The sequence below is a fragment of the Sphingomonas daechungensis genome, from assembly GCF_014489495.1.
GTDB lineage: Bacteria > Pseudomonadota > Alphaproteobacteria > Sphingomonadales > Sphingomonadaceae > Sphingomicrobium > Sphingomicrobium daechungense.
Genome location: NZ_CP060780.1, coordinates 2,330,041 through 2,346,613 on the forward strand (window position 1 = coordinate 2,330,041; position 16,573 = coordinate 2,346,613).

24 protein-coding genes and 2 pseudogenes are annotated in these 16,573 nt (G+C 61.5%); 15 read left to right on the forward strand and 11 right to left on the reverse strand.

What is annotated here, in order from left to right:
* Window positions 1–81 precede the first annotated feature (81 nt).
* The 4 genes from H9L15_RS12575 to H9L15_RS12590 all read right to left on the reverse strand — a co-directional run bounded on the left by H9L15_RS12575 (window position 82) and on the right by H9L15_RS12590 (window position 3,521).
* Entirely contained in the window at window positions 82–1,206 is a 1,125-nt protein-coding gene (locus tag H9L15_RS12575) for a recombinase family protein (protein ID WP_187714308.1), read from the reverse strand.
* A 405-nt stretch (window positions 1,207–1,611) separates the two neighbouring features.
* Window positions 1,612–2,529 (reverse strand): three-Cys-motif partner protein TcmP, encoded by a 918-nt coding sequence (gene tcmP / locus H9L15_RS12580; RefSeq protein WP_187714309.1) that lies wholly within the window; start codon window positions 2,527–2,529, stop codon window positions 1,612–1,614.
* Entirely contained in the window at window positions 2,502–2,753 is a 252-nt protein-coding gene (locus tag H9L15_RS12585; protein WP_187714310.1) for a hypothetical protein, read from the reverse strand. Before H9L15_RS12585 ends, tcmP begins: the two co-directional genes overlap by 28 nt.
* 27 nt (window positions 2,754–2,780) lie before the next feature.
* Window positions 2,781–3,521: a DUF5131 family protein gene (locus tag H9L15_RS12590; protein WP_223276238.1), complete on the reverse strand. Its 741-nt coding sequence runs from the start codon at window positions 3,519–3,521 to the stop codon at window positions 2,781–2,783.
* A gap of 118 nt (window positions 3,522–3,639) precedes the next feature.
* Here H9L15_RS12590 and H9L15_RS12595 point away from each other — a divergent pair, with 118 nt between their 5' ends.
* Both H9L15_RS12595 and H9L15_RS12600 read left to right on the forward strand, forming a co-directional pair.
* Complete coding sequence (locus H9L15_RS12595) at window positions 3,640–3,987, forward strand: GNAT family N-acetyltransferase (RefSeq protein WP_187714311.1); 348 nt, start codon at window positions 3,640–3,642, stop codon at window positions 3,985–3,987.
* A 135-nt stretch (window positions 3,988–4,122) separates the two neighbouring features.
* Entirely contained in the window at window positions 4,123–4,398 is a 276-nt protein-coding gene (locus H9L15_RS12600; RefSeq protein WP_187714312.1) for a hypothetical protein, read from the forward strand.
* On the opposite strand, the gene H9L15_RS12605 is transcribed toward H9L15_RS12600, so the two are convergent.
* Both H9L15_RS12605 and H9L15_RS17910 read right to left on the reverse strand, forming a co-directional pair.
* A complete protein-coding gene (locus H9L15_RS12605) occupies window positions 4,395–4,595 on the reverse strand; it encodes a hypothetical protein (RefSeq protein WP_187714313.1) in 201 nt (66 codons plus the stop codon). The two genes, H9L15_RS12600 and H9L15_RS12605, sit on opposite strands and share 4 nt — an antisense overlap.
* Window positions 4,596–5,269: 674 nt before the next feature.
* Window positions 5,270–5,569: a YdeI/OmpD-associated family protein gene (locus H9L15_RS17910; protein ID WP_223276239.1), complete on the reverse strand. Its 300-nt coding sequence runs from the start codon at window positions 5,567–5,569 to the stop codon at window positions 5,270–5,272.
* A 499-nt stretch (window positions 5,570–6,068) separates the two neighbouring features.
* Between H9L15_RS17910 and H9L15_RS12615 the strand changes: the two genes are divergently transcribed.
* The 7 genes from H9L15_RS12615 (at window position 6,069) to H9L15_RS19840 (ending at window position 9,888) form a co-directional block, all read left to right on the forward strand.
* Window positions 6,069–6,986 carry an HIT domain-containing protein gene (locus H9L15_RS12615; RefSeq protein WP_187715901.1) on the forward strand — a complete coding sequence of 306 codons (918 nt, stop codon included), beginning with the start codon at window positions 6,069–6,071 and terminating at the stop codon, window positions 6,984–6,986.
* Window positions 6,987–7,410: 424 nt separating this feature from the next.
* The gene (locus H9L15_RS12620) at window positions 7,411–7,869 is read left to right on the forward strand and encodes a cupin domain-containing protein (protein ID WP_187714314.1); all 459 of its coding nucleotides are present in this window, start codon (window positions 7,411–7,413) and stop codon (window positions 7,867–7,869) included.
* A gap of 66 nt (window positions 7,870–7,935) precedes the next feature.
* On the forward strand, window positions 7,936–8,394 hold the full coding sequence (locus tag H9L15_RS12625; RefSeq protein WP_187714315.1) for a GreA/GreB family elongation factor: 459 nt from the start codon (window positions 7,936–7,938) through the stop codon (window positions 8,392–8,394).
* A 190-nt stretch (window positions 8,395–8,584) separates the two neighbouring features.
* Window positions 8,585–9,022, forward strand: coding sequence for a carboxymuconolactone decarboxylase family protein (locus H9L15_RS17915; RefSeq protein WP_223276240.1), 438 nt, complete (start codon window positions 8,585–8,587; stop codon window positions 9,020–9,022).
* A complete protein-coding gene (locus H9L15_RS19830) occupies window positions 9,012–9,143 on the forward strand; it encodes a sigma factor (RefSeq protein WP_317617521.1) in 132 nt (43 codons plus the stop codon). Before H9L15_RS17915 ends, H9L15_RS19830 begins: the two co-directional genes overlap by 11 nt.
* Window positions 9,125–9,397 carry a sigma-70 family RNA polymerase sigma factor family protein gene (locus H9L15_RS19835; RefSeq protein ID WP_317617522.1) on the forward strand — a complete coding sequence of 91 codons (273 nt, stop codon included), beginning with the start codon at window positions 9,125–9,127 and terminating at the stop codon, window positions 9,395–9,397. Before H9L15_RS19830 ends, H9L15_RS19835 begins: the two co-directional genes overlap by 19 nt.
* Before the next feature lie 167 nt (window positions 9,398–9,564).
* The gene (locus tag H9L15_RS19840; protein WP_317617523.1) at window positions 9,565–9,888 is read left to right on the forward strand and encodes a sigma-70 family RNA polymerase sigma factor family protein; all 324 of its coding nucleotides are present in this window, start codon (window positions 9,565–9,567) and stop codon (window positions 9,886–9,888) included.
* 412 nt (window positions 9,889–10,300) lie between these two features.
* Here H9L15_RS19840 and H9L15_RS12640 read toward each other — a convergent pair whose 3' ends face one another.
* Window positions 10,301–10,504, reverse strand: a complete 204-nt coding sequence (locus H9L15_RS12640) for a hypothetical protein (RefSeq protein WP_187714316.1) — start codon at window positions 10,502–10,504, stop codon at window positions 10,301–10,303.
* 127 nt (window positions 10,505–10,631) lie between these two features.
* Here H9L15_RS12640 and H9L15_RS20495 point away from each other — a divergent pair.
* From H9L15_RS20495 to H9L15_RS20500, 5 genes and pseudogenes are all read left to right on the forward strand, one after another.
* Window positions 10,632–11,089, forward strand: a pseudogene (locus H9L15_RS20495) (molybdenum cofactor biosynthesis protein MoaE).
* Window positions 11,090–11,092: 3 nt separating this feature from the next.
* A pseudogene (moaB, locus tag H9L15_RS12650) lies at window positions 11,093–11,628 on the forward strand (molybdenum cofactor biosynthesis protein B).
* Window positions 11,625–12,107, forward strand: coding sequence for a cyclic pyranopterin monophosphate synthase MoaC (locus H9L15_RS12655; RefSeq protein ID WP_223276242.1), 483 nt, complete (start codon window positions 11,625–11,627; stop codon window positions 12,105–12,107). The pseudogene moaB and the gene H9L15_RS12655 overlap by 4 nt, the downstream one beginning before the upstream one ends.
* Window positions 12,104–12,973: a molybdopterin molybdotransferase MoeA gene (locus H9L15_RS12660; RefSeq protein WP_223276243.1), complete on the forward strand. Its 870-nt coding sequence runs from the start codon at window positions 12,104–12,106 to the stop codon at window positions 12,971–12,973. Before H9L15_RS12655 ends, H9L15_RS12660 begins: the two co-directional genes overlap by 4 nt.
* Window positions 12,877–13,290 carry a molybdopterin-binding protein gene (locus H9L15_RS20500; RefSeq protein ID WP_398286199.1) on the forward strand — a complete coding sequence of 138 codons (414 nt, stop codon included), beginning with the start codon at window positions 12,877–12,879 and terminating at the stop codon, window positions 13,288–13,290. Before H9L15_RS12660 ends, H9L15_RS20500 begins: the two co-directional genes overlap by 97 nt.
* Here the strand turns inward: H9L15_RS20500 and H9L15_RS17935 are convergent.
* The 4 genes from H9L15_RS17935 to H9L15_RS12675 all read right to left on the reverse strand — a co-directional run bounded on the left by H9L15_RS17935 (window position 13,287) and on the right by H9L15_RS12675 (window position 15,105).
* Window positions 13,287–13,646, reverse strand: a complete 360-nt coding sequence (locus tag H9L15_RS17935; RefSeq protein ID WP_223276246.1) for a hypothetical protein — start codon at window positions 13,644–13,646, stop codon at window positions 13,287–13,289. The two genes, H9L15_RS20500 and H9L15_RS17935, sit on opposite strands and share 4 nt — an antisense overlap.
* A 145-nt stretch (window positions 13,647–13,791) precedes the next feature.
* The gene (mobA, locus tag H9L15_RS12665; RefSeq protein ID WP_187714317.1) at window positions 13,792–14,370 is read right to left on the reverse strand and encodes a molybdenum cofactor guanylyltransferase; all 579 of its coding nucleotides are present in this window, start codon (window positions 14,368–14,370) and stop codon (window positions 13,792–13,794) included.
* A complete protein-coding gene (locus tag H9L15_RS12670) occupies window positions 14,367–14,633 on the reverse strand; it encodes a hypothetical protein (RefSeq protein ID WP_187714318.1) in 267 nt (88 codons plus the stop codon). Before H9L15_RS12670 ends, mobA begins: the two co-directional genes overlap by 4 nt.
* A gap of 4 nt (window positions 14,634–14,637) precedes the next feature.
* Window positions 14,638–15,105 (reverse strand): TSUP family transporter, encoded by a 468-nt coding sequence (locus H9L15_RS12675; RefSeq protein ID WP_187714319.1) that lies wholly within the window; start codon window positions 15,103–15,105, stop codon window positions 14,638–14,640.
* 117 nt (window positions 15,106–15,222) lie between these two features.
* Between H9L15_RS12675 and H9L15_RS12680 the strand changes: the two genes are divergently transcribed.
* Window positions 15,223–16,464, forward strand: coding sequence for an alginate export family protein (locus H9L15_RS12680; RefSeq protein ID WP_187714320.1), 1,242 nt, complete (start codon window positions 15,223–15,225; stop codon window positions 16,462–16,464).
* Window positions 16,465–16,573 lie beyond the last annotated feature (109 nt).

Here is a 16,573-nt window from a genome sequence, read left to right on the forward strand (position 1 = left end):
TGTTGGTCTTGGCAGCGCGGAGCAGTGCAAGCTCCTCACGCCTCCGCTGATCAGACTCGTCGCTCTTCTCCAGAAACGCCGTCAGCAGCTCGGGAAGACGCTCGGGTGCCAGTACTCGCTCCTCGAGCGCGGCGAGAACAATCCCATCCAGCTTCTCCATCCGGATGGAACGGCCCGTGCAGGCAGTCTCGCCCGCGTGGCTCGCCGTGAGCAGGCATAATAGCGGTACCGACCAGACTTGCCGGTTCGGATGGTCATGGCGCCGCCACAGTCCGGGCACCCACAACGGGCAATACCCGTCAGAAGCGTGGGCCCCGAGACGACCCTCGCGGGTGTCCGTCTCGGGTTACGCTGCCCAAGTCGTGCTTGGACCGTCAGAAACGTCTCTTCGTCGATGATGGATGGGACAGCGATCGGCACCCACTCTTCGCGCGGTCGTCGTTCGCCGCTCCGGGAATCCTTCTGGTTGAAGTAGTGCGTGCCCATGTAGGTCGTACGCCGAAGCACAACGTCCACGTTGGAGACGTGGAAGGGCTTGCCGCGATAGGTATAGTTCCGGCCGTTGAGCCAGGAGACGATCTTCTTGATGCCCATCGGGCCTGAAGAACCGTCGCCCTCCAGATAGAGTGAGAAGATCTTCCGAACGACTGATGCCTCGGCTTCGTCCAGAGCGAGCACCTTCTTATCCTTGTCGCCGCGGCGCTCGGCAATCACGACCTTGTAGCCGAGCGGCGCGACCGCCCCATTCCAGAAGCCATCCCGGGCATTGGCGACCATCGAGCGCCGCACGTGCTTGGCCGTCTCGGCGCTCTGATATTCGTCGAACTTGCTGAGGATGGATCGAACTAGGTCGCCAGTCGCACCCTCGCCAACGTCTTGGGTAATGGAGACCAGGTTCACCTTCGTCTTTGCGAGCTTGCGACGGTAGCGCTCGAACTCGAACTGATCGCGAAAGAAGCGGCTGAAGCTGTGAACGATGATCAAATCGTAAGGCCGCTCACGCGACGTTGCTGCCTCGATCATCGCCTGGAACTGCGGGCGATTGTCATCCGTCGCTGACGCGCCCGGCTCCCGGAACACCTCTGCCAGCTCGATATTACGCGCTTCGCAGTAGGACGTGATCGCAGCCACCTGATCGGCAAGGCTGGTCTCATGTTCAGCCTGCCGATTGGTCGAGACACGCACATAAGCCGCGGCTCGCTGCAAGCTTGCTACAGCTTCAAGGGAAGATGCCGGCTTCGTGACCATAACGCTCCTCAGGAAAACAGCCCGAGAATCTCTCGACTGAGGTATCGGTGAAGCAATGTTACTTCCTCGTCTGTGATGGGAAGGCAAGGTTGCAGGTCGTAGTCTGCGGGATTGTCATTCGCCGCGGTGTTCCTGCCTGGAACAACGGGCAAGAGAGGATCGAGCAATCTACCATCATCGGACGCCTCTGGGGTCTGAGATCCGCTCGTTGAGGCCCGCATTGATCCGGCTAGTGTCATTCAACCCTCCGCTCGTGAGGGTTTCCTGAGGTGACCTGAAAATCAGCCGGCGCAACAGTCCACTGTTGTAAGGGCGATCTTACAACAGCGATTGCCGGTCCAGCTGACGAATTTTTTTGGGCAGTTAGGCCTGCGGTACAGCCGTGATCACCGTGTCCGGCTGCGGCTTCTTCGTCCTTCCCGGTAGATCGAACGTGAGGAGGCCTTGGGCCTTCATCACATTGAGCAAGTCTTTCGTCTGCGTAAGACGCATTGCGTGAGCTTCCATGACCTCAGCGGCGAGATCGTCGAAGCGCGCAGGGCCGCGCGAGAGCGCTTCCATGATCAAACGTTCGGCCGCGTATCGTTGATTAGCGGACCCGACGCCCCTCGCCTGCTGCTGCGATTCGCTTACCTCCGCGACCGACCAAAATCCCGGCTGGTGGGTCTCTTCTTGGCTGATCGTCGCCCTCGTCTGCATTTCGCTGAGTTCGACCTTCTCGTGAACGTCGCGGAATACCGCGACGCCCTTCCGGGAGTGGGTGCCGAGGACGAGGCGCATCTTGCGGCGGTTCTCGCGAGGTTTGAGGATCGTCATGTCGGGCGCATAAGTTGCCGCGCCGCTGCTTTTGATCTTCTGCTTCAACAGCAGCAGAATGCGCTCCTCGTTGCTGAGGTACGCTGGCAGGGCGTTGAACTCGTCCTTCCAGTCAGGGTCAGCAAGGAACCTGCCGAACGACGCCGCGACGCTCGAAAACCCGGCGTGGCGGTTCACATGCTCGGCCATGAAGTTGAGCAAGAATTCGCCGTTCATCTTTTTCAAGAACGCGAAGACCGGCTCTGATCGAATGTCCCACCCCGTGGGGTCAATGAACGTGAAGGTGAAGCCGTCGCGGCAGGCTCTCGCGATCTCGTCGAGATTGTCTTCGAAGGAGCCGGGAAAGACGTGAATCTCGAACGCGCTGTGCTGCTCAGCGTAGGCGCGAAGACGCTCAACGGCTTCCGGCCGACGCTCGCAGAAGCAGAAGCGGATTTTCAGGCCACGGACGCCATTCTTTCCCAAGTCGGCTCGAACTGCTTCCAAGGTCCGTAATGCCTGATCGAACGAGGCATCGGAACAATCGTCAGTTGTGACGCTCCACGGCCCGCGAACGCGTCCACGAAGTTGAAGGTGGATGAGCGTCCTTGGAGAGTCTTGTAGGCCGCAGTTTGGAGATATTGCGTCAGGAACTCGTGCTTGATGAACGACTGTTCTCGACCCTGATACTGCTCAAGCTGCGCTGCCAAAGACCGCTCCTCATTGCCGTAGCGATGCTAAGATTGGCTCCGGCACGATCTGCCAAGGGAAGCCATTCCACTCTTCACCATCGAGGAGACGACCGCCGGACTTGGGCCGCGCGCCGCCCATTGCTTGAAGAAGAACGCAACGCCGTCACGCTCACAGTGCTCTCGGATTTCGGTTGCCCAGCGACCGTCCATCTGCCTTGCGCCGGGTCCACTCTCGCCGCCGACAATCGCCCACGCGATGCCCGACAGGTCCACTTCGCCAATCCGGCCGAGCAGCGGTTCGAAGGAGATAAACCGCGCCTCGGAGTCGATCTGCTTGAGGTGCTCGATCCGGCTCGAGCGCGGTGCATCTTCGACCGACACGCCAAGCCAGATATGGCGCGGGACCGGCTGGTTGCCATAACGGCGGCGCATGTAGTCGCGCATTAAGGAGCTGCGCTTAGTCAGCACTTGGTAGACGTGCCAATCGGCGTCTTCCATCGCGTCGAAAACGCGGTCGATGTGCCTGCGATCAACGTCCTTGTGGAACAGGTCACTCATCGAGTTCACGAAGATCATCCGAGGCCGTCGCCACGCGGCTGGCTGGCCCAAGCGGGAAGGCCATAGGCGCAGGTCGAAGCCTTGCTCGTAAGCATGGCCCGGAATCCCTCGCCAGCGTTCAGCGAAGCGCTCAGCATAGCAGTTGTCGCAGCCGGGACCGATCTTCGTGCAACCCGTCACCGGATTCCACGTCGCGTCTGTCCACTCTATCTCGGAACTCTGTGCCACTTACGCTCCCCGGCCCGCCGCCTAAATACAGCAAAAAATGAACGGCACAAACGGGGAACAGTTGCTGTCGTCCTGATAGCCCGCTTCATGCACCGCGATCACTGCCTATGTAACAGCCATGAAAGACCGACTACCGACAGCCGACGACGTGGTGCTCGGCACGAAAGCAGACCTCGATCAGGTGCTCGGCTGGCTTGAGCGCGAGTACGAGGAGGACGGCGAGGGCTTCTGGTGCAACCGGAACTTGTTCCCGAAGGCCCTCGACGATGAGGACTTCTACGTGATCCGGCAGGGCGGCGAAGCTATCGCATTCCAACTCGGCCACTACTCACCTGACATAGCGAACGTAAGGAAGGACAAGCAGCGGCAAGGCTTCGGCACCGCGCTGCTCAACGCGGCTATCGCTCGCGCCCGCCGCGACAACGTGAACATCCTGGACGTTGAGTGCGCCCGCGCACGTCGCTGACGTTTTGGGAGAAGCATGGCTTCGAGCGGTATACGGACGGCCCACGGATCAAGGCTCGCCGCATCCTCCAACGGGAAGCCGAACTGCCGTCAGAACTGCCCGCGTCCCATCAGGATCGAATTCTATCCCGAGCGCGTGATCTACAGCCGCGACGAGCAGGTTGAGCCGATTGCCATTCAGGAGGTCTCGGGCGCTCGCCTCGACGACGGCGCTGTGATCCTCGAACGCCGCGTGATCTGCTCGGACGACACCGGCCGGAACAACGGCGATCTCGTGATCAAGATCGAGGTTGATGGGGAAGAACGCTACTTCGGAAAGGCGAAGTACGACGACGCGGAGGCGGCGGGCGTCGAGCGAGATTGGAAGGGCGGAGCCTTCTACCTCGACGTGATCGAGCCGCTAGAGGGTTAGCGCTCGCCTTCCTCGATGGCCTCGAAGTAGCTGCTCAACGCCTGCTCGATCGCGCGGTGAATAATCTCCTCGTCGTCGCCTTTCAGCGTCTCACTCCCAACCGCGTGACCAGCATATTTGCCAAGGCCCACTTGGAACTTGCCGTCGCGGATGGAGAAGAAGGCGCTTCGTCCGCGCGCATTGTATTTGCCGCCCACTTGTTCGGCTGGTCGCCCTTGGCGCAGTAGAACTGGATTTCCGGATGCTGGAGACGCGGGATGGTCGACCAGTTGTCAGTGATGATCACCGGAACACCTTTGGCCTCGAAGCGCCGCTTTGCGTCTTCGAGAACCGGCATGACTTTGGCGATCAGAGCCTCCTTGTCCCGCGCATATTGCGCGTCCCGTGCTTCCTTCTCGCGGCGCTCTTGCTCTGCCTTGTCGACCCGCCTGCGTTCACTATCCCGCTGACGCGGTCAAACATATCGTCGAAATTCGGCACGCTCACTCCGCGACTTGATGGTGATCCCCGCTGGATTCCAACCAGCGACCTCCTAGTTAACCTCCCAGGTCGGTTTTTGCAGCCCCGTTGCAGGGCTCGTGGTCGGCGTGAAGCAAAACGCTAGGCAAAGCACGCGGGCGAGGCGCGGGGCTGAGCGCTGCGCGGGGTTTCAGCAGCGCGCTAGGTGCATCAAAACGCGTCAGGGACCCTTCTCTCCTGCGTCAGAGGGAGAGAGGTGCGTCAGAACTGATAGGAAAGACGCGCGGGCGAGGCGCGGGACAAGCGCCCCGCGGCGGGTTCGCAGTAAGCGCTAATGTCGGCTTTCGACCCATTCGCGACATTGCCGGAGCGTCTGCTTTCGATCCAAAGCAGACATTCGCCGTCCGCCGACCTAGCCGTGAATGGTCTCGCCGCGCTCTAACATGGCGACGTAGTCGGCAATTTTCCTAGCGCGCGTCTCGGGGCGTTTGACGGAGCCGATGCGGTAGAGAATTGCGTATCGGTTCGCGCCCTTCAGCGTTGCAAAGAACTTAGCTGCCTCAGGATTGGCGTCGAGTGCATCCTGAAGATCAGGGGGGATTTTCGCCGAACTTGCCGGCGCATATGCTGCGTCCCACCTGCCATCGGCCTTGGCAGCGTCGACTTGCGCGACACCCGACTTTCGCATCCGGCCTTCGGCGAGCAGCTCCATTGCTCGCTTCTTATTCACCTGAGACCATTTGCTGCGAGCTTTTCGCGGAGTGAAACGCACGAGCCAATATTGGCCGTTGTATTTGTCGAGTTGTCCGTCGATCCACCCGTAACAAAGCGCAACATCTACCGCTTCCGCTTTTGTCAGGCTTGGCGCGCTCGCCGATTTCTTCGGAAGCTTTAGCCATGCCCAGCAACGTCCGCAGGCTGATCGTCCAGCCACTCTTCAAAACTTGCGGCGTTGCCGAAGGCCAGAACAGGTAAACCGCCGCGATGCTCAGTCACTCGTAGGGAAATAGCCGATTGGCTTATTCTCGCAACCGCTTGACCGTCCGCCTTCGACCCATTGCTGCCGTTAAGGGCGCCTGCCATCGTGCGCTGATGATCGACTGCCCAAGCGCGTATGTGGTCCTGCGGCTAGCACTGTGAATCCGAGCTCCGCGCGCCTTAAAAAATTCCTCACCAGCGAGATGCGCATGTCGCACATCTACCAGCCCCTGATGCTGCGCGAGCTCCTGCTGAATGGTGGAAGAGCCAGCCGAGAGGCCATCGCCCGCGCTATCCTCGAACACGATCCCTCTCAAGTCGAGTATTACGAGCAGGTCGTTCAGAACATGGTCGGCCGCGTACTCACGTCGAAGCCTGATCTCGTTCGACGCGAAGGGCGCGAATACGAGCTGGTGGCAGCGCCAGAGCTTTCTCAAGACGAGCGACGCGAGCTGATCGGGATCTGCGATGAGCAGATCGCTCGCTACCTCGCTGCACGAGGAGCTGCAGTCTGGTCACATCGTCGTCGTCAGGGCCGGATTCTTTCAGGAAGCATCAGATACGAAGTCCTGAAGAGGGCGCGATTCAGATGCGAGCTGTGTGGTGTATCTGCCGATGAGCGTGCTCTCGAGGTCGATCATATCGTCCCGCGCAATCATGGCGGCAGCGATGACATCTCGAACCTGCAGGCGCTCTGCTATACTTGCAACGCCTCGAAGCGTGATCGCGACGACACGGACTTTCGGGATCACAAAAACCTCTACCAGCAACGAGAGTCTGGCTGCTTGTTCTGTGAAACGGCGAGAAGTGGCATCGTCGCAGAGAACGAGCTGGCCTATGTTCGTCGTGATGGCTTCCCTGTCACGCACCTTCACACGCTAGTCATCCCGAAGCGCCACGTCGCAAGCTACCTCGACCTGACGCAACCAGAACTGAATGCGGTGCATCAGCTGAGCGTGTCGCAGAGAACGTCGCTGCAGTCGGAAGACGGGACGATTGCAGGGTTCAACGTCGGCGTGAACGATGGTGCCGCAGCTGGCCAAACGATCATGCACGCCCACTTGCACCTAATTCCTCGCAGGAGTGGTGACGTTGCGCGACCACGTGGAGGCATCAGACACGTCATCCCAGGCCGAGGCGAATATGGATGAAGCGTGCTGGCAGCTTTCGACCCAAAGCATCCATTTGCCGCGGAAGCCTATGGGGAGTGGTAGTTCAGCACGCTCTAGGTGAAGCAAATTGTGGCAATGCGCTTCCTCTCTCATTTCAGGGGAAAAGAAGTGAAGCAAAACCGATAGGAAAAGCAGGCGGGCGAGGCGCGGGGACCAGCGCGGCGTAGCGCGCTAATACCTGACGCCTAATGTCCGCTTTCGACCCAAAGCGGACATTCACGCCTCCTGATGTTAAGCAGGTCGGGGAGGTGCTTCGATGATGAACCGCTGCTCGTCGCTTCCATTCGCGATCGCCGCGGCATTGCTCTGCGGCGCATCGGCAATGGCTCAACCGCATCAGGACGTGCGTGGCTCGGGCGCAAGCAAGCCGCTTGTCCTTCAGCCAACTGATGGGGAGCCGCGAATGCGGCGTCCACCGCCGTCGGCGCTTTCTACGCTGGCCGCGCCATTCCTCATCAAAGTGGATGAGCGCAACGGCGGAGCCAAGGACTTCGTCATCTTCACGGAGGACGTGCCGGTCGGGCAAACTATTTCGCCCCACAGACATCCGCACTCCGAGGAAATCCTCTTCATTCACGCTGGGACAGGCACGGCGTGGCTGGATGGCAAAGAAGCGAAGGTTGGGCCCGGCACCATCATCTTCATGCCGCCGAACACGGGTGTGCGGCTGACGAACGACGGCAAGGAACCTATCTCGCTCATGGCTGTCTTCTCACGTCCCGGCTTCGACAAGTATCAGCGGGACATATCTGTCCCAGCCGGTGAGCCGGCCAAGCCGCTGACCGTCGAGGAGCTAGCCGCTATCCGGGCGCGACATACCGACTCCGTTCTTTACGACCCGGTGCCGTCAAAGCCGCGTTAGCGTCCGCTTTCCACCCGTTGCGGACGTGTCTACCCTCACGGGCATGAGCCAAGGACATCCCGTTCAATGAGCGTCGCATTCCGACGCGAGAGCGACGAGGAGCATCTCGAGCCCAGGTTCGAGCTGCCCATTCCTCCAGGCCCGAACCTCGTAACGCCACGCGGGCTCGCGTTAATCGAAGCGCGTGTCGCCGAACTTGAGGCTCGTCTCGCGGATCCGCTTCCGGAAGAGGAGCGCAATGCCGTGCTGCGAGATGCTCGCTACTGGCACGCCCGCCAAGCCAGCGCTCAGTTGGCACCGGCGCCCTCTGGCGAGACTGTCGCGATTGGTACTTTGGTGACCTACAGGCGCGACAATCAGTCTCGGACTGTTGAGATTGTCGGCCACGACGAGAGCGACCCGGCGACCGCACGCATCGGCTTCAATGCGCCGCTAGTTCGGGCAATGCTTGGCGCTGAGCTGGGCGATGAGATTGAACTCCCCAACGGCCACACCCTCACCATCCTGGCCATCGCCCTCGCCTGACTTACTCCACGCGTTTCCGTCCGCTTTCGACCCATTGCGGACATTGGCTGGCGTCCGGCGTGGGACAATTTTTCAACATTCTTCGAACCGATGTCACATCGGTCGGACCTGTCTCGTCATTTGTTTCGAGCGCCTCGATGCTCGTTACAAGGAGACCGACTATGACCCCCGCCTCGACAACCCGTCTGCAGTGTTCCCCGCCGGCTTCAAGGCAATGGTCGCGCTCGAGCAAGCGCTGGCCCAAGCGATCGATCCGGAACTGCTGGAACTGGTGAAGTTGCGCGCGTCCCAGATCAATGGCTGCGCCTTCTGCATTTACATGCACACCAGCGACTTGCGTAAGCGTGGAGTGGACGAGATGAAGCTGTACCTGCTCAACGCTTGGCGGGACTCGTACCTCTTTTCAGAGCGCGAGCGGGCGGCGCTGGCGTGGACCGAAGCCCTGACCCGGGTCGCGGATGATGGCGCACCGGACGACGCGTACAACGCGCTCGCCGAACAATTTAGTGAGGAGGAGCGGGTGCAACTGACCTTCGCCATCGGCGCGATCAACGTCTGGAATCGACTTCAGGTCGGCTTCCACGTCGCTCATCCGCCACGTGGCGCAGCGATGCGCGATGCAGCCTGACCAGCGCCTGGCCGTCTTCGAGGCGCAGCGACCGCGGTTGCTGCGCCTCGCTTACCGCATGCTGGGGTCGCTGAGCGAGGCGGAGGACGTCGTCCAGGACGCGTGGCCCGCTGGGCAGTAGTCAGCGGCGGAGTCGACGTGCCGGCCGCCTATCTCACCCGGATCGTGACTCGCCTGTGCCTCGACCAGCTGAAATCGGCGCGGGCTCGGCGCGAGGAATATGTCGGCGCCTGGTTGCCGGAGCCGCTGTTGCAGCAAGCCGACGAGGAGGCAATTGCCGACGACGTCACCCTGACGCTCATGATGGCCATGGAGAGGCTCTCCCACTCGAGCGCGCCGCCTTCCTATTGCATGACATTTTCGAAACCCCACTGAACGAAGTGGCGGCCACGCTGGAACGTGAGCCCGCAGCGGTTCGCCAGCTCGCATCTCGCGCCCGCCGCCACGTACGTGAGGCGCGACCCCGCTTTACGCTATCGCCGCAAAGCGCGTCGGAACTCGTGCGCGCCTTTCATGAGGCCAGCACGAAAGGCGACATTAAAATGTTGAGCGGAATCCTTGCGGACGAGGTCGCGGTCTTTTCCGATGGTGGCGGCAAGGTGCTTGCCTTCCGTAACGTCGTCCGCGGCATGGATCGCGTAATCCGCTTGTTCGAGGGGTTGGCGCGAAAGGCTGCCTACCGACCGCGATTGCTATGTAACGTGATGATCGATGGCCTTCCCGGCTTCGTGAGCATCGATCGCGGAGAGGTGCTGCAGACCACGGCGCTGGAAGTCCGAGGCGGAAAGATCACCGCGCTCTACATCGTGCGCAACCCGGATAAGTTGCGTCACGTAGAAGCGTTGCTGGCGGAGCAAACGTCCTGAGGGAGCGGAAGCGGCCGAGCTCGGCGGGAATGTCCGCTTTCCACCCAAACCCGACATTAGCTCCTGCAGCTCTCAAGCGGCGAGAAGCGCCGCGCCGGGACGCTCGGAGCTCCCTCCGGGTGAATGAAATCGAATGACGGACCGTCCTCTCCGTACGCAGAGGGGAAGAAGGTGAATCAAAAGCTACAGGAAAAGCACGCGGGCGAGGCGCGGGGACCAGCGCGGTGCCGACTAGAAATGATCTGAATCATCGCCCGCGCATCGCATGGGTTCATGAAGAAAAACGAGAGATCCGGTGCAGCCAACTACTAATCCCCACCCATCGGATCATCTCGAAGCCCGCTCACCGGGCAATTTGACGGAAAGAGCTCTGGCCAGGCTTCCCCTTTTCGCTTCGCCGGAGCTCTTGCCGTTATCCATAGGGGCCGCCGGGCTGAGTTGACCTGACAGCCAGTTCGGCGGAAACGCCGACGGATGGCTGCTCCCACAGCAGGATAGAGCGTTGAAGGTTCGGTTCTACGGAAAGCTGGCGGACCTGTTCGGCAGTGAACGGGAGATCGCCGTCGATACGCCTTGCACGGTCGCTGACCTGCGAGACAGGCTGGCCATCGAACATCCCTCGGCGCAGAATCGCTGCAGCACAAGCGAGTAAGAGCCTGCATCGGCTACGAGATCGCCCGGGACACGGATGTAGTTCCCGACGGAGCGGTGCTCGAGTTCCTGGCACCCGTGTCGGGTGGTTGATGTCAGTCTACGCACGCCTGGAAGACCACCGCCTGGATCCCGCTGCCGAGTTGGATGAACTCACGCGGGTTGCGGGTGGAGATGGCGCGGTCGTTACGTTTGTTGGCCTGGCCAGGGACACCGCTCACGGTGGCCAGCAGGTAGAGAAGCTCGTCCTTGAGCGTCATCCCATCTCACAACAGCGTCGCTAGAGCAGATTGCATCACACGGGGCCGCGCGCTTCAAGGTCAGCCATGTGCGTGTGGTCCACCGCTGCGGCGACATCCGGCCGGGCGAGGCGATAGTTTTCGCCGGGGCATCCGCAGTGCACCGGCGAGAAGCATTCGAAGCTGTCGACTATCTCATGGATCGCTTGAAGACCGAGGCCGTATTCTGGAAGCGCGAGGAAGGCCCGTCCGGCTCCAGCTGGATCGAGCCTACCGAGAAAGATTATGCGGATCGTGGCCGTTGGGAGTGACACTTGGCGGGAATAGACGAGAGCCTGACCTTTTATCCGCTTCGCATCGCAGTGCTCACGATCTCGGACACGCGTGACGAGCAAACCGACAAGTCGGGCGCACTGCTTGCCGACCGGCTTCAGCAGGCTGGCCACGAGCTTGCCGGCAAGTCCATCGTAAAGGACGAGGTCGAGGCGATCCGGGGCCTGGTCCAGGCGTGGAGCGACGACCCGCAAGTCGACGTGATCATCTCGACGGGCGGTACGGGCTTCGCGCCGCGAGACGTCACTCCCGAAGCCGTAAGGCCACTATTCCGACGGGAAATGGACGGTTTTTCCGTGTTGTTCCACCAGGCGAGCTCCGGCACCGTGGGCCTGTCCACACTCCAGTCCGCGCCTGCGCCGGACAGATTGACGATACGTTCATCTTCTGCCTGCCCGGATCGAGCGGCGCGTGCCGCGACGGCTGGGACCTCGTGCTTTCGAAGGAGCTCGATAGCCGTTATCGTCCCTGCTCTCTCGCTGGCCAGATTCCACGACTGAGGCACCTTTGCGCATGAGCCAGCTCACGCATCTGGACGAAAGCGGCAGAGTGCGGATGGTCGACGTATCCGACAAGAAGGTGACGGCGCGCACGGCGAGGGCGGTTGGCTCGCTTACTTGTCTGCCTGCAACACTCGATCAGGTGCGGGCAGGAACCACCCCAAGGGGCGGTGATCGCCACGGCCGAACTGGCGGGCATCATGGCCGCGAAGCGGACGGCCGAACTCATCCCGCTTTGTCATCCTCTTCCCTCACGAAGGCCGAGGTCGCGATCGAGATGGACGATGCGATGCCTGGTTTTCGTATCGGAGCAGAGGTCCGGACCAATGGAGTGACGGGCGTCGAGATGGAGGCGCTCACCGCGGTATCCGTTGCGTGCCTGACCCTCTTCGACATGCTCAAGGCAATCGATCGAACCATGATCATCGGCGGCATCGAGGTTGCGGGGAAGAGCGGCGGCAAGTCTGGCGATTGGGACCGGTCCGGCCAATCATGATCAGCTTCGACGAGGCTTTAGAGCGGATCCGCGCTGCAGCTCGGCCGCTCGCAAAGGAAAGCGCCCCGATCGACGGAGCTGCCGGCCGCGTTCTTGCTGCGCCCGTCATTGCGCAAATCGCGTCGCCCCGCTGTGACGTCTCGGCGATGGACGGCTACGCCGTTCGTGAGGCTGACCTGACGGCGCTGCCCGCGCGACTGCAAGTCGTGGGCGAGTCCTTCGCGGGTAGCGGCTGGAGCAGGTCGATCGGCGAGGGCGAATGCGTCCGCATCTTCACCGGAGCGCCAGTGCCCGAAGGAGCCGACCGGGTCGTCATTCAGGAGAACGTACGTCGTGACGGCGAGCACGCGATCATCGAGGAGCAACCCGGAAAGGCCCGGCATATCCGCGAGCGTGGCGGCGACTTCAAATATGGTGACGAGCTTCTCCGGCCCGGCCGAATGCTCGACAAACGAGCCATTGTGGCCGCGGCCGCCGCAGACATCGCCCAAGTCGAAGTCTTCAAACGGCCGCGGGTCTCGATCCTGAGCACAGGCGACGAACTCGCGGAGCCCGGGATGGCCGCGGAGCGGCCCGATGCAATTCCCGAGAGCGTCTCCCTGGGTGTGGCAGCGCTGGTCGGCGAATGGGGCGGTTCCATCGTGAGTCGCCAAAGACTTCGCGACGACCTTTCGTCCATGGAACGAGCCGCCGCTCACGCAATTGCATCTTCGGACCTCGTGCTCGTCACGGCGGAGCGTCCGTCGGCGAGAAAGACTTCGCCAAGGCGATGTTCGGATCTGCGGCCCTCTCGCTCATCTTCTCGAAGGTCTCCATCAAACCCGGCAAGCCTGTCTGGTTCGGTCGGTCGGGGCGTACGCTGGTGATGGGCCTGCCGGGCAATCCGACCTCGGCACTCGTGACTGCCCGGCTTTTGCTCGCGCCCCTCCTTGCAGGCCTCTCCGGGAGAGAGCCGATGGAGGCGCTACGCTGGCGTTCCGCCACGTTAAAAACAGCGCTCAGGGACTGCGGCGCACGCGAAACGTTCCACCGCGCCCGTTGGAGCGGAAATGACGTGGAGGTGTTCGCCTTCCAGGATTCCAGTGCACAGAAGGTGCTCGCCGACGCCGACCTGCTCGTCCGTCAGAACGCCAATTCGCCGGACATTCACGCGGGCGACGAGATCAGGGCGCTGGACTTCTAACTGGCCCCGGATTGACCGAGATCAATGCGGAAGCCCGCCGGAGCCGTAATCCCAGTGGCATGGCCCTTCCATCGACGTTCGGCCGCCAAGGCCTCTTTGAGCTCAGCCAACAAGCGGATCAGTTCGAGCATCTCGCCGCCTTCATGAGCAGACCCGATGGGCGGGTTCATATGTTGGAGCGAGCGGCGGAATGCCGGGCAAGGGCCGCGTTGATCCAGGCGGCGGCGGGGCCGGCATGGCAATGCGCCGCCTAAGCGGGACAGGCGCTGATGGACCTGAATTATCTTCTTTATCGACAGCAGGTTGAACGAAGCAGAGCGGATGCGGCGTCGTGCGAGGAAGCTCGCCGAGCGCACGGGCAGCTTGCCGCGCTTTACGAAGAAGCGATCGAAACGATGACAAGTGGGAATGTCTCGTTCCTTGCACGGCCGAAGCATGCGCGGCAGCAACACTGGTCGAGCGAACTTCGCCGGTTGGCGGCAGGTTATTCGGAAAGAGGGGTCAGGCCAGCAGGCGCTCGGCCTCAGCGAGATCCTGTTCCGAATTAATGTTGAAGAAGGGATCGAGCGGATCGACTGGCCAGTCGATGGCCACGTAGCCGACGATCTTAGCGAAACCCTTCAACGATCGACGTCCCGACGCGAGATATTCAGCGAAGGCGTCGAGCCCTTCGGTCCGCCATAAGCCGCAAACCGGGTGTTGATGACCGCCGCTGCAGGCGATCACCGCACGGCTTTGCCCGATCGAATCCAGAAGTCGATCTGCAAGATCGGTGGGCAGAAACGGCATGTCGGCCGGTATGGTCAGAACCGCACTGACGCCCTCGTCACGCGCAAAGCGAAGTGCGGCTACAAGGCCGCCAAGCGGGCCCTCGATTTCTGGATCGTCTCGAACAACGGGGATCCCGATGTTCCCGATTTGCGTCTCGTCCCGGACAGCGACGGCGCAGAGCTTTGAAATGCCAGACGCGTAACACACGGCTCTTTCGAGCAAGCTGACTCCGCCCAGCAATCGCAACGGCTTGTTTCCGCCGATGCGCTTGCCTTCACCGCCGGCGAGAATGACGACAGCGATCTTCACGTAAAGAACAGCTTCATCGCAGCGATCACAAGGACGATCGCCAATCCCTGGAGCAGCCGGCACCGAGGAAGGAGTGAGACGCCCAACCAGGTTCCAAGCAGAGCGCCGGCGAAGACCGATACGACGAGGATCGGCAATTCGGCGGGAAGCCGCTGTACGCTCGCTAGATTGCCGAGGAGGCCAGCCGCCGAATTGAGCACGATGAAGGCCGCCGCGATGCCGGACGTCTTCCGCGCATCTTCCCAGCCGAACAGGATAATCAAGGGCTCAGAAATATGCCGCCCCGGTGCCGGTGAGGCCGGCGAGCAGGCCGAGAGCCGCTCCGGCCGGCAGCGTTACTGCCAAAGAAGGTGGATGTGCCGGCCGGGCTGCGAGACGTTCAGGCTGCCAGAACAGGCGCACCGCCGCGAGCAGCAGCATTGCTCCGACGAGCGGCCGGTAAATCGAAGGCGCAAGCTCCATGCTGCCGCCGATGTACGCGGCAGGCACAGCAGTCACCGCAAATGCCGAAAGAATGGGCCAGTCGGTCTGTCCTTTCAAAGCGAAACGCCCGGCAGCGAACGTCGCGACTACCAGATTCAGGGCAAGCGCCGTCGGGCGCATCGTCTCAGGCGCTACCGAAAACAACGCCATGATTGCGAGATAGGCGGATGCACCACCGTGGCCGACGCTTGAATAGAGCGCCGCCGCGACAGCCATTAGCGTCGCAATCCAGACAATCGTCGTTCCGTCCATCGACCCTCCCAGCGCCCAGCCTGTCCTGATCGGACTGCATAGCTTTGCGATAGATCACTTCGACAGTGCGCCATCCCGCCTAGTGGCGCAGAAAGTAACAACAAGTGAGCAGGGGCAATGCGCGTGAACAACCACCTCATTCGGGCGACGGGCGTTCTCCTTGCGCTGCTCGCGCTTTCAACGCCCGCATTCGCCGCTGGAGCGGACAACACTCAAGAACCCGATCACCTGCAAATCAAGCCGATCGTCGACGCGCGACTGCGTTACGAATCCGTCGATCAGGGCCCGCTCGAGGCCGATGCCCTGACGCTGCGCTTGCGTGCAGGCGCGGAAGCGAGGCTCGGAAAATTCTCGATCCTGGCCGAAGGCGAGGGAACGCTGGCGCCCGTCAACGACTACAATGCCTTCCCGTTCGTCATCATCGATGGCCAGCGGCGGCCGCAATTCGCCGTGGTTTCGGATCCGCAGAATGTCGAGCTCAACCGGCTGCAGCTGCAGTACAAGTCGAAGGAGCTCACCGTCACCGCCGGCCGTCAGCGGATCAATCTCGATGACCAGCGATGGGTCGGCTCCGTCGGCTGGCGGCAGAACGAGCAAACATTCGACGCGATCCGAGGCGAAGCGGCAGTCGGACCGGTTTTCCTGGACCTGACCTATGCCATCAGCCAGCGAACCATTTTCGGTGGAGATGCCGGTCCAAGAGCCGCAATCGGCGGCAAGTTCATATTCGCCGGTCTCGGCACCAAGCTCGGCCCGATTCAGGGCAAGCTGTTCAGCTACCTGATCGACTATGACGAAGGCTTCGCGCTGCCGAACAGCAGCCAGACCTACGGCGGATATCTCGCCGGTTCGGTTCCGTTGGGGAAAGCAACGGAGTTCTCACTCCGCGCGAGCTACGCACGCCAGTCGGATTACGGTCGAAATCCATTCGACTATGCCGCCGATTATTGGTCATTCGAAGCGGGAACAAAGCTCGCCGGTTTCAACATCACAGGCGGATGGGAACGGCTTGGCAGCGACAATGGCCGAGCAGTTCAGACGCCGCTCGCCACGCTCCATAAGTTCAACGGCTGGGCGGACCTGTTCCTGACCACTCCGCCCAACGGCCTCGAAGATGCCTATCTCTCGGTCGGACGGACATTCGAGGGTGTCAAAATGCTGCCCGGCCTCAATGCGAATGTCGCCTTCCATCAGTTCGACAGCGCCCGAAGCAATCTCGAATATGGGACGGAGTGGGACGCGTCGGCAGGATTCAAGATCGGCAAGGTTGGCCTGCTGCTGAAGTATGCCAACTATGACGCGAAGGACTTCGGCGCCGACACGCGCAAGCTGTGGCTTCAGGCTGAATGGACTCTGTAGGACCCGCCCCGCCGAACCAACGAGCACCGCCGTCCACTGAGGACGATGCGCGGTGGCGTCAGCTTGGGTACAAGCACGCCAAATACATCCAGCGAATTCAGGCGGTCGA

Coding starts and splice junctions, on each gene's coding strand:
- H9L15_RS20500 (WP_398286199.1), top strand. CDS start 12,877: ATGTTCGGATCTGCGGCCCTCTCGCTCATCTTCTCGAAGGTCTCCATC.
- H9L15_RS19840 (WP_317617523.1), top strand. CDS start 9,565: ATGTTGAGCGGAATCCTTGCGGACGAGGTCGCGGTCTTTTCCGATGGT.
- H9L15_RS12655 (WP_223276242.1), top strand. CDS start 11,625: ATGAGCCAGCTCACGCATCTGGACGAAAGCGGCAGAGTGCGGATGGTC.
- H9L15_RS12680 (WP_187714320.1), top strand. CDS start 15,223: ATGCGCGTGAACAACCACCTCATTCGGGCGACGGGCGTTCTCCTTGCG.
- H9L15_RS12625 (WP_187714315.1), top strand. CDS start 7,936: ATGAGCGTCGCATTCCGACGCGAGAGCGACGAGGAGCATCTCGAGCCC.
- H9L15_RS12660 (WP_223276243.1), top strand. CDS start 12,104: ATGATCAGCTTCGACGAGGCTTTAGAGCGGATCCGCGCTGCAGCTCGG.
- H9L15_RS19830 (WP_317617521.1), top strand. CDS start 9,012: ATGCAGCCTGACCAGCGCCTGGCCGTCTTCGAGGCGCAGCGACCGCGG.
- H9L15_RS12620 (WP_187714314.1), top strand. CDS start 7,411: ATGCGGCGTCCACCGCCGTCGGCGCTTTCTACGCTGGCCGCGCCATTC.
- H9L15_RS12675 (WP_187714319.1), bottom strand. CDS start 15,105: ATGGACGGAACGACGATTGTCTGGATTGCGACGCTAATGGCTGTCGCG.
- H9L15_RS12615 (WP_187715901.1), top strand. CDS start 6,069: ATGCTGCGCGAGCTCCTGCTGAATGGTGGAAGAGCCAGCCGAGAGGCC.
- H9L15_RS17910 (WP_223276239.1), bottom strand. CDS start 5,569: ATGGAGCTGCTCGCCGAAGGCCGGATGCGAAAGTCGGGTGTCGCGCAA.
- H9L15_RS12640 (WP_187714316.1), bottom strand. CDS start 10,504: ATGTTCGATGGCCAGCCTGTCTCGCAGGTCAGCGACCGTGCAAGGCGT.
- H9L15_RS12595 (WP_187714311.1), top strand. CDS start 3,640: ATGAAAGACCGACTACCGACAGCCGACGACGTGGTGCTCGGCACGAAA.